Consider the following 12,499-nt stretch of genomic DNA (forward strand, 5'->3'; position numbering starts at 1 on the left):
TCGGCAGATGCGCGCCTTGGAACGCAAGGCACGCAAACTGGGATTGCAGCTGGTTAAAGCGGCTTAAATTTTAAGAGCAAAAACAATGAGTTAATTTTTGTTTGATAAGAGCTGGCTTGCCTGCGATGAGGCCCTCCCAGACGACATCTTTCCAATTGTGAAGTACCCTGTGCGGCATCACCCACAGGCCCCCCCCATGCTCTTCCTGATCGCCTATATCAGCAGCGTCGTGCTGATCAACTTCGCCTTTTCCACCGCCCCGCACCTGGATGTCATCTGGTCCGCCTGGGGTGGCCTGGTGTTTATCCTGCGCGACATGGTGCAAACCCGCTTCGGTCACGGCGCAATCCTCGCCATGCTGGCGGCGCTGGTGCTGTCGTATATCACCTCCGACCCTTCTATCGCATTGGCCAGTGCCACAGCGTTTGCGGTCTCCGAGTGCATCGACTGGCTGGTGTTCAGCATCACCAAGCGCCCGCTCCACGACCGCCTGTGGATCAGTTCGGCGCTGAGCATTCCCCTCGACACCTTTATCTTTTTCGGCCTGATCGGCGCGCTCACTCCCGCGGTAGCGGGCACCGCACTGGTGTCGAAATTTGCCGGCGTCACGGTGGTGTGGCTGATCATGGCGTGGCGGATCCGCAAGCGTGCCGTCGCCAACTGAGGCCAATTTTTACAGTTCATGTAAAATGCCGGCCTTTCTCCCCATGATCCGCTCCCCCTGAGGACCTGAGATGACCCGAATCGGAACTCCATTGTCGCCAACCGCGACCCGCGTTTTGCTGTGTGGCTGCGGTGAGCTGGGCAAGGAAGTGGTAATCGAACTGCAGCGCCTGGGCGTTGAAGTGATTGCCGTGGATCGCTACGCCAACGCGCCGGCCATGCAGGTGGCGCACCGTAGCCACGTCATCAACATGCTCGACGGTGCCGCCCTGCGTGCCGTGATCGAAGCCGAGAAGCCGCACTTCATCGTGCCGGAAATCGAAGCCATCGCCACTGCCACCTTGGTCGAGCTGGAAGCCGAAGGCTTCACCGTGATCCCGACCGCGCGCGCTACCTCGCTGACCATGAACCGCGAAGGCATCCGTCGCCTGGCCGCCGAAGAGCTGGACCTGCCGACCTCGCCGTACCACTTCGCCGATACCTTCGAAGACTACAGCAAGGCCGTGCAAGACCTGGGCTTCCCGTGTGTGGTCAAGCCGGTGATGAGTTCGTCGGGCAAGGGCCAGAGCCTGTTGCGCAGCGCTGACGACGTGCAGAAAGCCTGGGATTACGCCCAAGAAGGCGGGCGAGCCGGTAAAGGCCGGGTGATCATCGAAGGCTTTATCGACTTTGACTACGAAATCACCTTGCTGACGGTGCGTCACGTCGGTGGCACCACGTTCTGCGCACCGGTTGGCCATCGTCAGGAGAAGGGCGACTACCAGGAATCCTGGCAGCCACAGGCCATGAGCCCGATTGCGCTGGCCGAATCCGAGCGCGTTGCAAAGGCCGTGACCGAGTCCCTGGGTGGCCGTGGCCTGTTTGGCGTGGAGTTGTTCATCAAGGGTGATCAGGTGTGGTTCAGCGAAGTATCGCCGCGTCCGCATGACACGGGCTTGGTAACCCTGATTTCCCAGGACTTGTCGCAGTTCGCGCTGCACGCTCGCGCAATCCTGGGGTTGCCGATTCCGTTGATCCGTCAGTTCGGGCCTTCGGCTTCGGCGGTGATCCTGGTGGAAGGGCAGTCGACCCAGACGGCGTTCGCCAACCTTGGCGCTGCGTTGAGCGAACCGGACACGGCGTTGCGCCTGTTTGGCAAACCGGAAGTGAAGGGGCAGCGGCGGATGGGTGTGGCGTTGGCGCGGGATGAGTCGATTGAAGCGGCTCGGGCGAAGGCTACCCGTGCTTCCAAAGCCGTTGTAGTCGAGCTGTAATCGAGGCGCGCCTTTCGCGAGCAAGCCCGCTCCTGCATTCGACCGCGTTCCTATTGGATAAATGCGGTCAAACTGTGGGAGCGGGCTTGCTCGCGAAGGGGGTCTATCAGGCGACCTTGTTCAAGTCATTATCCCGCGTCTCTTTCAGGCACAGCACAGCAATCAAACTGAGCAACGCTGCCGCCGACACATACCCACCGACATAACTCAGCCCACCCATCGCCACCAGCTTGGTCGCGAAGAACGGTGCCGCTGAAGCCCCAACGATCCCACCCAGGTTATACGCCGCCGACGCGCCGGTATAACGCACGCGCGTTGGGAACAACTCCGGCAGCATGGCGCCCATCGGCGCGAAGGTCACGCCCATCAGGAACAGCTCCAAGGCCAGGAACAGCGCCACCGCCCAGGTCGAGCCGTGGGTCAGCAGCGGCTCCATGGTGAAGCCCGACAGGATCGCCAGGATCGCACCGACGATCAGCACCGGCCTGCGCCCGTAACGATCACTCGCCAGGGCTGCCAGCGGCGTGGCCAGGCCCATGAACAGCACGGCGAAGCACAACAAGCCAAGGAAGGTCTCACGGCTGTAGCCCAAGGTCGAAACGCCGTAGCTTAGGGAAAACGCCGTGGTGATATAGAACAGCGCATAGCACACCACCATGGACATGGCGCCCAGCAGTACGGGCAGCCAATGCTGGCTGAACAGTTCCACCAGCGGCACTTTTATTGGTGCTTCTTTGGCCACGGCGTTGGCGAATACCGGGGTTTCATGCAGCTTCAGCCGTGCGTACAGGCCAACCATCACTAACGCGGCGCTGAGGATGAACGGAATGCGCCAGCCCCAGCTGCGAAATTGCTCGTCGTTCAGGCTCATGGCCAGGATCAGGAACAAGCCGTTGGCCGCCAGGAACCCGATGGATGGCCCAAGCTGCGGAAACATGCCGAACCATGCGCGTTTGCCCTTGGGCGCATTCTCGGTCGCCAGCAGTGCCGCGCCGCCCCATTCCCCGCCCAGGCCAAGGCCCTGGCCGAAACGCAGTACGCACAACAGGATCGGCGCCCAGGCCCCGATGCTGTCATAACCGGGCAATAAGCCGATCAGCGTGGTGCACACGCCCATCAGCAGCAAGGACGCCACCAGTGTGGATTTGCGGCCGATGCGGTCGCCGAAGTGGCCGAACAGCGCCGAGCCCAGCGGGCGGGCGATAAAGGCGATGCCAAAGGTCAGGAACGACGCCAGCATCTGCGCGGTGCCCGAGGTCTGCGGGAAGAACACCGGGCCGATCACCAGCGCAGCAGCCGTGGCGTAGATATAGAAATCGTAGAACTCGATGGCGGTGCCGACAATGCTCGCGGTGGCAACCCGTGCAGTCGAGTTGGTCGGGGCGGCGGGCGCGGCCTCGTTATAGATGGTGCTCATGGCAGTATCCCTGATGGTCGTTGCGCGTTTGAACGCGGATTATTATTGGTCGAACACCCATGGATCAGGGTAGTGCGCGGGGCGGCTCGGGATGGGAGCGAACACCGGTCAGACAGGATGAAGCGGTGCCTGGACGCGTTGGGTGCGGGTAGCACACGGTCTGGCGGGGCTCTGGTAAGCCGCAGGGATTATAGGAAGGGGTTTGCGGATACAACAAGGGGGGGGCGAGGATCTAAGGTTTGGAGTGGGGTCTACGTGGGAGCTGGCTTGTCGAGTCGTCGCACCGCTGCGACGCAGGCACATCGGTCATTCAGTGAAACCGAAGTGATTTTATCGCAGCGGTGCGGCGATCCGACAAGCCAGCTCCCACAGGGAACGAGTTGATTCAGGCAGCCACCGGCATCCTGCTGGTATGCCAGATCAGTACCTTGCTCACGCGGTTGTCCTCGGTCTCGAGGATTTCCAGGCGATAGCGCCCGATTTTCAGGCACACCGCGCAGTCTGGGATGGTTTCCAGTGCTTCGGTCACCAGGCCATTAAGCGTCTTGGGGCCGTCGCTGGGCAGGTGCCAGTTCAGGCTTTTGTTCAGTTCGCGGATCGAGGCGGCGCCATCGATGATATAGCGGCCATCCGGTTGCGCTTCGATATGCGGGTTGTCGGTACTCTGTTCGCTCTCGAATTCGCCGACGATTTCTTCGAGGATATCTTCCAGGGTGACAATGCCCAGCACTTCGCCGTACTCGTCTACCACCATGCCCAGGCGTCGCTGCTGCTTGTGAAAGTTCAGCAGTTGCAGTTGCAGCGGCGTACTTTCGGGAACGAAATAGGGTTCGTGGCAGGCGGCGAGCAACGCTTCCTTGGTCAGGCTGGCGTCGGGCAGCAGGTGCTGGATCTGCCGCGTGTTGAGCACCGCCTGGACCTGGTTGATATCACTGTGAAACACCGGCAGGCGCGTACGCTCGGAGGTGCGCAGTTGCTCGATGATTTCTTCGGCCGAGTCATCCAGGTTGATGCCGTCCACTTCGCTGCGCGGTACCAGGATGTCGTTGACCGTGATGTTGTCCAGGGCGTGAATGCCGGGCATGCCGGGGCGCTGGTCTTCGTCGGCTTCCGGTTCCGTTTCGTCGTGGTCGTGGTCGGGCAGCGGTTCATCGCTCTTTTTCACCACGCCGGATTGACGTGCGAATGGACGCAACAGTAACAGGCTGATGCCATTGAGCAGCCAGGCAAGGGGGTAAAGGATTTTCAGCGGCATGCCCAAAAGCGTATTGCCAAAGCCCAGCACCGCTTGCGGATAACGAACGGCGAGGGCACGGGGCAGGTAGTCGGCGAGTATCAGCAGGATCGAGCAGGAGATCAGCCAGCCGAGCCAGGGGCCGTTCTGCGCCCAGGCATAGATCGCCAGCAGCGTGCAGAGGATGACCACTGCGGCGCGACACAGGCTGTTGCACAGGATCAGGCTGTTACGCGGGAAGCTCAGGCGGGCGGCAGCCTTGTCACCCTGGCGTGTACCCGGGCGCAAGGCCAGCAAGTGTTGTTGCGCGGCTTCGATGGCGGTAAACAGCGCGGCCCATAACACCAGCAAGGCGATTACTGCGAGCATCGGCTCCAGCGGCAAGTTGTCCATGATCGCAGCCCGTCAGATGTGCAGGATGTATTCGCGAACCAGCTTGCTGCCGAAATAGGCCAGCATCAGCAGGCAGAAACCAGCCAGGGTCCAGCGGATCGCCTTGTGCCCGCGCCAACCGAGGCGGTTGCGGCCCCACAGCAACACGCTGAACACCACCCACGCCAGGCACGCCAGCAGGGTCTTGTGCACCAAGTGCTGGGCGAACAGGTTTTCGACGAACAGCCAGCCGGAAATCAGCGACAGCGACAACAGCGTCCAGCCGGCCCAGAGGAAGCCGAACAGCAGGCTTTCCATGGTTTGCAGCGGCGGGAAGTTCTTGATCAGCCCCGAGGGGTGCTTGTGCTTGAGCTGGTGGTCCTGCAGCAGCAGGAGCAGGGATTGGAAGACGGCAATGGTGAACATACCGTAGGCCAGGATGGAAAGCAGGATGTGCGCGAGGATGCCCGGCTCTTCATCAATCACCTGCACCGTGCCAGTGGGCGCGAATTGCGCCAGCAACACGGTCAGCATGCCCAGTGGGAATAGCAGCACCAGCAGGTTCTCGACGGGAATCCGATAACAGGCCAGCAAGGTCAGTGCGATGACGGCCGCCGCAATCAGGCTGGCGGCGCTGAAAAAATCCAGGCCCAGGCCGACTGGGGTCATCAGGTGGCTAAAAAGACTGGCAGCGTGAGCCAGCAGGGCTAGGACGCCAAGGCCGACCAGCAGGCGTTTATCCGCCTTGGTGCCTTGGGCCAGACGAGTGCCCTGATAAAGAGTCGCAGCGGCATACAAAATGGCGGCGGCGAGGCTGGGTAGCAAACTGGGTGGCAAAGGGAGCATAAATCCTGATAGGCAAGCCCGAAAGGCGCTGAGTTTGGCATACCCCTGCGTAACACGAAAGACTCTCAGGCCAGACAGCGGGTGTGCATGGCGGCAGTCTTCGCTATAATCCGCGACCTGCCCACGCCGCAGGCTCGCCGAGCGCTGTTTCAAATAGCGATTTACCGCAGCCTGGGCCGCCATTACCTCGGTCTACCGATGCACTTCGTTGAATAGGGCCTGAAAGGATCGCGCATGTTTGAAAACCTGACTGACCGTCTCTCGCAGACGCTGCGCCATGTCACCGGCAAGGCCAAGCTGACCGAGGACAATATTAAAGACACCTTGCGTGAAGTGCGCATGGCGTTGCTGGAAGCCGACGTGGCTTTGCCGGTGGTGAAGGACTTCGTCAACTCGGTCAAAGAGCGCGCGGTAGGCACCGAAGTGTCCCGCAGCCTCACGCCGGGCCAGGCCTTTGTGAAGGTCGTCCAGGCCGAGCTCGAAAGCCTGATGGGCGCGGCCAACGAAGACTTGAACCTCAGCGCCGTGCCGCCGGCCGTCGTATTGATGGCCGGTCTGCAGGGTGCGGGTAAAACCACCACCGCCGGCAAGCTGGCGCGCTTCCTTAAAGAGCGCAAGAAAAAGTCCGTCATGGTGGTGTCGGCCGACGTGTACCGTCCGGCGGCCATCAAGCAGTTGGAAATGCTTGCCAGCGAAGTAGGCGTGACCTTCTTCCCGTCTGACCTGAGCCAGAAGCCGGTCGACATCGCCAACGCAGCTATTAAAGAAGCCAAGCTGAAATTCATCGACGTGGTCATCGTCGATACCGCCGGTCGCCTGCACATCGATGAAGAGATGATGGGCGAGATCAAAGCGTTGCACGCTGCGATCAACCCGGTCGAGACGCTGTTCGTGGTCGATGCCATGACCGGCCAGGATGCGGCCAACACCGCCAAGGCTTTTGGTGACGCACTGCCGCTGACCGGCGTGATCCTGACCAAGGTCGACGGTGACGCGCGTGGCGGTGCCGCGTTGTCGGTACGTGCCATCACCGGCAAGCCGATCAAGTTCATCGGTATGGGCGAGAAGAGCGAAGCGCTCGAGCCGTTCCACCCCGAGCGTATTGCCTCGCGAATCCTCGGCATGGGCGACGTGCTCAGCCTGATCGAGCAGGCCGAAGCCACGCTCGACAAGGACAAGGCCGATAAACTGGCCAAGAAGCTGAAGAAGGGCAAGGGCTTCGACCTCGAAGACTTCCGCGACCAGCTGCAACAGATGAAGAACATGGGCGGCCTTGGCGGCCTGATGGACAAGCTGCCGAACATCGGCGGTGTCAACCTGGCGCAAATGGGCAATGCCCAGGGTGCGGCAGAGAAGCAGTTCAAGCAGATGGAAGCCATCATCAACTCCATGACCCCGGCCGAGCGCCGCGACCCTGAGCTGATCAGCGGTTCGCGCAAGCGTCGGATCGCCATGGGTTCCGGCACCCAGGTGCAGGACATCGGTCGCTTGATCAAGCAACACAAGCAGATGCAGAAGATGATGAAGAAATTCTCCGCCAAGGGCGGTATGGCCAAGATGATGCGCGGCATGGGCGGTATGTTGCCCGGCGGCGGTATGCCGAAAATGTAAAGTATTCGAGCGCAAGCCCGGCTTGCGCTCCGACCCACAGGGACGTGGGATCTCCAGCAAACCCGCTATTGGCGGGGGCTGACCTGCCGTTTTAATCGACGGCTCTATAGCAGATCTGAATGGCACGCTGATAGGCGCCAGAAAAAGACATTTGCAAAAGTCCGGATATTCCTTAGAATATGCGGCCTTTCGGGCACCTATGCCCGCTGTGCATTTAGATTTGCAGCACCGACTACAGGAACGATGTTCACATGCTAACAATCCGTCTTGCCCTTGGCGGCTCCAAAAAGCGCCCGTTTTACCACTTGACCGTAACCGACAGCCGCAACCCGCGCGACGGTTCGCACAAGGAACAGGTTGGTTTCTTCAACCCTGTTGCTCGTGGTCAAGAAGTTCGTCTGTCCGTGAACCAAGAGCGCGTAGCCTACTGGCTGAGCGTTGGTGCACAGCCATCCGAGCGCGTTGCAAAGTTGTTGAAGGACTCGGCTAAGGCCGCAGCCTGAGCAATATGAGCGCGACGCCAGCTGTTGCTGATGATTTGATCGTTATCGGCAAGATTTACTCTGTTCATGGCGTTCGCGGCGAAGTGAAGGTGTATTCCTTTACTGATCCGACTGAAAACCTGTTGCAGTACAAAACCTGGACGCTCAAGCGCGAAGGTAGTGTGAAACAGGTCGAGCTGGTCAGTGGACGCGGGAGCGATAAGTTCCTGGTCGCAAAGCTCAAGGGTCTTGATGATCGTGAAGAAGCTCGTCTTCTAGCCGGTTATGAGATCTGCGTGCCGCGCAACCTGTTCCCTGAATTGACCGACGGCGAGTACTACTGGTACCAGCTGGAAGGTCTGAAGGTTATTGATCAACTCGGGCAATTGTTCGGGAAAATCGATCATCTTCTGGAAACCGGCGCCAACGATGTAATGGTGGTCAAGCCTTGCGCTGGCAGCCTGGATGATCGCGAACGCTTGTTGCCCTATACAGAGCAATGCGTGTTGGCCATTGACCTGGCGGCGGGCGAGATGAAGGTGGAATGGGATGCGGACTTCTAAGCGTGGCTAATCTGCGCATTGAAGTGATCAGTTTGTTTCCCGAGATGTTTTCCGCTATCAGCGAGTACGGCATCACCAGTCGGGCGGTGAAACAGGGGCTGTTGCAGCTTACCTGTTGGAACCCGCGAGACTACACGACGGATCGACATCACACTGTGGATGACCGCCCATTTGGCGGTGGCCCAGGCATGGTGATGAAGATCAAGCCCCTGGAAGACGCGTTGGCTCAGGCCAAGGCCGCCGCCGGGGAGAAGGCGAAGGTAATTTACCTGTCCCCTCAAGGCCGTCAGCTGAAACAGGCTGGGGTCCGCGAACTGGCGAATGAGGAAGCACTGATCCTGATTGCCGGTCGCTATGAAGGCATTGACGAGCGTTTTATTGACGCTCATGTCGATGAAGAGTGGTCGATTGGGGACTATGTCCTGTCTGGCGGCGAGCTGCCGGCGATGGTCCTGATAGATGCGGTTACACGACTGCTGCCTGGAGCTTTAGGGCATGCGGACTCCGCGGAGGAAGATTCCTTCACGGACGGTTTGCTGGATTGCCCGCACTACACCCGACCGGAGGTGTATGCGGATCAGCGTGTTCCCGACGTATTGCTAAGTGGCAATCACGCACACATCCGGCGTTGGCGTTTACAGCAGTCCCTTGGTCGGACCTATGAACGACGCGCCGATCTTCTGGATAGCCGCTCGCTTTCTGGAGAAGAGAAGAAGCTGCTCGAGGAATACATCCTCGCGCGGGACGATAGTTAACAACGTATCGATGGTAGGTCCATTGACTTACCTTAGGAGCACAGCATGACTAACAAAATCATCCTTGCACTCGAAGCAGAGCAGATGACCAAAGAGATCCCTACCTTTGCCCCGGGCGACACTATTGTCGTTCAGGTGAAAGTGAAGGAAGGCGACCGTTCGCGTCTGCAAGCGTTCGAAGGCGTGGTAATCGCCAAGCGTAACCGTGGTGTGAACAGTGCTTTCACTGTTCGTAAAATCTCCAACGGTGTTGGCGTAGAGCGTACTTTCCAGACCTACAGCCCGCAAATCGACAGCATGGCCGTCAAGCGTCGCGGTGACGTACGTAAAGCCAAGCTGTACTACCTGCGTGACCTGTCCGGTAAAGCAGCTCGCATCAAGGAAAAACTGGCTTAAGTCCAGCTTCCCGATGCAGAAAAAAGCAGCCTACGGGCTGCTTTTTTGTGCCTGCGATTTGTGTGGATCGCAGGGTGGCAGTTGAGGCTAGGACTGCCCTGGCTGGATGACTGCCAATAACGCCCATCCCGCCACTGGTTTCAAACCGCTCTCTGGTGTTACCACATGCACCCAGCCACTGTTGTCACGGGCAAACAACAGGATCGCCCGTTCACCATGCAGTGCCTGGTAGTCATTCCATCCAAACCCATCGGTCAGGTGGGTGGTGTACAGCTCGGCGCCTTGCCCCAGCAGGCTGGCGAGCTTGGTATAGCTCAAGGGTTGGCTGCCCAGCAGGTGCCCGCGGTGTTCATGACTGGCCCGGTGCTTGTCCGTGCGACGGCTCTCCTGGCTGCTGGTCAGGGTGAACAGGCGATGCCCGAAGTCGTGGCGAAAGCGCATGGCGGCCAGGGTATTCAGTTCACCCGAGGGCGAAAGTGCCAGCAAATGTCCGAGCCCCACAAGGTCCAGGTGCGATTCGGCATGCTGCGAGGCCGGGTTGCCGAAGTAGGTCGGTAGCCCCTCCATGCGACTGGCGCGGATGTTTTCCCAGCTGGAGTCGGTCAACAGCACGCGGCTGCCCAATTGCTGTAGAGCCTTGCCCAGGATGCGCGCCGGGCCATTTGCACCGACGATCAGAAAGCCACTGGGCGCAGGCTCGGCGACTTTCAGCAGGCGGGCCAGGGGGCGGGCGGTGGCGCTTTGCAGTACCACGGTGCCGATGATCACCGCAAAGGTCAGCGGCACCAGCAGCAATGCACCTTCGTGACCGGCTTCATCCAGGCGAATCGCAAATATCGCCGACACCGCTGCGGCCACAATCCCACGGGGCGCAATCCAAGCCAGCAGTGCGCGTTCCCGCCAGTTCAGCTTCGAACCGGCGGTCGACAGCGCGACATTGAGGGGGCGTGCAATAAACTGAATGATCAGCAACAGGATCAGGACGAAGGGCCCCAGGGCAATCAATGCATTCAGGTCCAGGCGTGCCGCCAACAGGATAAACAAGCCGGAGATCAGCAGTACGCTGAGGTTTTCCTTGAAGTGCAGGATGTGTCGCACATCCACGCCTTTCATGTTGGCCATCCACATGCCCATCAGCGTTACCGCCAACAGGCCTGACTCGTGCATGACTTCATTGGCGGCGATGAATACGCCCAGCACCCCGGCCAGGGTCGCCAGGTTGTGCAGGTATTCCGGCAACCACTGTCGACGCATGATCTGCCCCAGCAGCCAGCCGCCGGCAACCCCGAACAGGCTACCGCAGGCAATCACGCCGCCGAAAGTCAGCAGGCTATGGCTCAAGCCATCACCGGAAGCGCGGCTGATGATGAAGCTGTAGACCACCACGGCCAGCAGTGCACCAATCGGGTCGATGACGATACCTTCCCAGCGCAGGATGTTGGCGATGGAGGCTTTGGGGCGCACCACGCGTAGCATCGGGACGATCACCGTCGGGCCCGTCACCAACGTCAGCGTGCCGAACAGCAGCGCCAGCATCCAGTCGAAACCCAGCAGCCAGTGGGTTGCCAGCGTGATTACCGCCCAAGTCGAAAGTGCGCCGAGGGTCACCAGGCGGTGGACGACGCTGCCAATCTCCTTCCATTCCGACAGGTGCAGCGTCAGGCTGCCCTCAAACAGGATCAGCGCCACTGCCAACGACACCAGTGGCATCAGCAAGGGGCCGAACATTTCCTGCGGGTCGAGCCAGCCCAGTACCGGCCCGGCCAGAATCCCGCTCAGCAAGAGGAACAGAATTGCCGGCAGTTTCAGGCGCCAGGCCAGCCATTGGCAGCCGAGTGCGGCCACGCCAATGCCGCCAAAGGCCAACAAAATCTGTTGTTCGTTCATTAAAGCTCCCTGTTCCTTGAAGTAGCGGGCTATGAAAGACTAGTGACCCTAATCACAGTTCACTAATTAATTGCCGCAAAGCCCCGTGCCGCGTCACTTGAGTGCCCATGCCCGCCATTGATCATCCTCTTATCGACCGTTTCCTCGACGCCCTTTGGCTGGAAAAAGGCTTGTCGGACAACACACGCCAGGCTTACCGCAGTGACCTGGCCCTGTTCAACGGCTGGTTGCAGGCGAAAAACCTCGAGCTGACCGATGCCGGACGCGAGCTGATCCTCGATCACTTAGCCTGGCGTCTGGAGCAACACTACAAGCCACGTTCTACTGCGAGATTTCTCTCGGGTGTGCGTGGCTTTTATCGCTATTTACTGCGCGAAAAGCTGATCGCAGCCGATCCGACTCTACAAGTCGACATGCCACAATTAGGTAGGCCGCTTCCTAAGTCTTTGTCGGAAAATGACGTGGAGGCCTTGCTCGCTGCCCCCGACCTCAGCGAAGCCATCGGCCAGCGCGACCGCGCCATGCTCGAGGTTTTGTACGCTTGCGGCCTGCGGGTAACCGAGCTGATCAGCCTGACCCTGGAGCAAGTGAACCTGCGCCAGGGGGTATTGCGGGTGATGGGCAAGGGCAGCAAGGAGCGGTTGGTACCCATGGGGGAGGAGGCGATAGTGTGGGTCGAGCGCTATATGCGTGATGCCCGAAGCGAACTGCTTGGCGGACGCCCCAGTGATGTGTTGTTCCCCAGCCTGCGCGGTGAACAGATGACCCGCCAGACCTTCTGGCACCGCATCAAGCATCAGGCCAAGGTCGCCGGGATCAGCAAGTCCCTGTCGCCCCACACGTTGCGCCATGCCTTCGCCACCCATTTGCTCAACCACGGTGCGGATTTGCGCGTGGTGCAAATGCTGCTCGGCCACAGCGACTTATCCACCACCCAGATCTACACCCACGTGGCGCGCGCACGTTTGCAGGAAATGCACGCCAAGCACCACCCGAGAGGCTGAAAACCGCCAATTTATC

At 59.9% G+C, this 12,499-nt stretch carries 12 protein-coding genes; 8 read left to right on the forward strand and 4 right to left on the reverse strand.

The annotated features are described in order from the left end of the window. The first annotated feature begins 196 nt into the window (after positions 1–196). Positions 197–664, forward strand: coding sequence for a VUT family protein (locus AACY08_RS14470; RefSeq protein ID WP_049711670.1), 468 nt, complete (start codon positions 197–199; stop codon positions 662–664). A gap of 70 nt (positions 665–734) precedes the next feature. Next, entirely contained in the window at positions 735–1,916 is a 1,182-nt protein-coding gene (purT, locus tag AACY08_RS14475) for a formate-dependent phosphoribosylglycinamide formyltransferase (RefSeq protein WP_314567802.1), read from the forward strand. A gap of 106 nt (positions 1,917–2,022) precedes the next feature. Here the strand turns inward: purT and AACY08_RS14480 are convergent, their stop codons facing one another. From AACY08_RS14480 to AACY08_RS14490, 3 genes are all read right to left on the reverse strand, one after another. After that, complete coding sequence (locus AACY08_RS14480) at positions 2,023–3,333, reverse strand: MFS transporter (RefSeq protein ID WP_339470054.1); 1,311 nt, start codon at positions 3,331–3,333, stop codon at positions 2,023–2,025. 385 nt (positions 3,334–3,718) lie between these two features. Next, complete coding sequence (locus AACY08_RS14485; RefSeq protein WP_339470055.1) at positions 3,719–4,960, reverse strand: transporter associated domain-containing protein; 1,242 nt, start codon at positions 4,958–4,960, stop codon at positions 3,719–3,721. A gap of 12 nt (positions 4,961–4,972) precedes the next feature. After that, entirely contained in the window at positions 4,973–5,785 is an 813-nt protein-coding gene (locus tag AACY08_RS14490) for a cytochrome C assembly family protein (protein WP_370467834.1), read from the reverse strand. A 234-nt stretch (positions 5,786–6,019) separates the two neighbouring features. Here AACY08_RS14490 and ffh point away from each other — a divergent pair, with 234 nt between their 5' ends. The 5 genes from ffh (at position 6,020) to rplS (ending at position 9,592) form a co-directional block, all read left to right on the forward strand. Continuing rightward, positions 6,020–7,396 carry a signal recognition particle protein gene (ffh, locus tag AACY08_RS14495; protein WP_339417311.1) on the forward strand — a complete coding sequence of 459 codons (1,377 nt, stop codon included), beginning with the start codon at positions 6,020–6,022 and terminating at the stop codon, positions 7,394–7,396. A gap of 251 nt (positions 7,397–7,647) precedes the next feature. Further along, positions 7,648–7,899 (forward strand): 30S ribosomal protein S16, encoded by a 252-nt coding sequence (gene rpsP / locus AACY08_RS14500; RefSeq protein ID WP_003175899.1) that lies wholly within the window; start codon positions 7,648–7,650, stop codon positions 7,897–7,899. Positions 7,900–7,904: 5 nt separating this feature from the next. Further along, entirely contained in the window at positions 7,905–8,441 is a 537-nt protein-coding gene (rimM, locus tag AACY08_RS14505) for a ribosome maturation factor RimM (protein WP_339417310.1), read from the forward strand. Next, on the forward strand, positions 8,423–9,196 hold the full coding sequence (gene trmD / locus AACY08_RS14510; protein ID WP_339417309.1) for a tRNA (guanosine(37)-N1)-methyltransferase TrmD: 774 nt from the start codon (positions 8,423–8,425) through the stop codon (positions 9,194–9,196). Before rimM ends, trmD begins: the two co-directional genes overlap by 19 nt. Before the next feature lie 45 nt (positions 9,197–9,241). Then, a complete protein-coding gene (rplS, locus tag AACY08_RS14515; protein ID WP_003175895.1) occupies positions 9,242–9,592 on the forward strand; it encodes a 50S ribosomal protein L19 in 351 nt (116 codons plus the stop codon). A gap of 87 nt (positions 9,593–9,679) precedes the next feature. Here rplS and AACY08_RS14520 read toward each other — a convergent pair whose 3' ends face one another. Then, entirely contained in the window at positions 9,680–11,479 is a 1,800-nt protein-coding gene (locus AACY08_RS14520) for a cation:proton antiporter (protein ID WP_339417308.1), read from the reverse strand. Between the two features lie 107 nt (positions 11,480–11,586). Here AACY08_RS14520 and xerD point away from each other — a divergent pair, with 107 nt between their 5' ends. Next, on the forward strand, positions 11,587–12,483 hold the full coding sequence (gene xerD / locus AACY08_RS14525) for a site-specific tyrosine recombinase XerD (protein ID WP_339470057.1): 897 nt from the start codon (positions 11,587–11,589) through the stop codon (positions 12,481–12,483). Positions 12,484–12,499: the final 16 nt, after the last annotated feature.

The organism is Pseudomonas sp. EL_65y_Pfl1_R83, from assembly GCF_963970695.1.
Taxonomy (GTDB): domain Bacteria; phylum Pseudomonadota; class Gammaproteobacteria; order Pseudomonadales; family Pseudomonadaceae; genus Aquipseudomonas; species Aquipseudomonas tritici.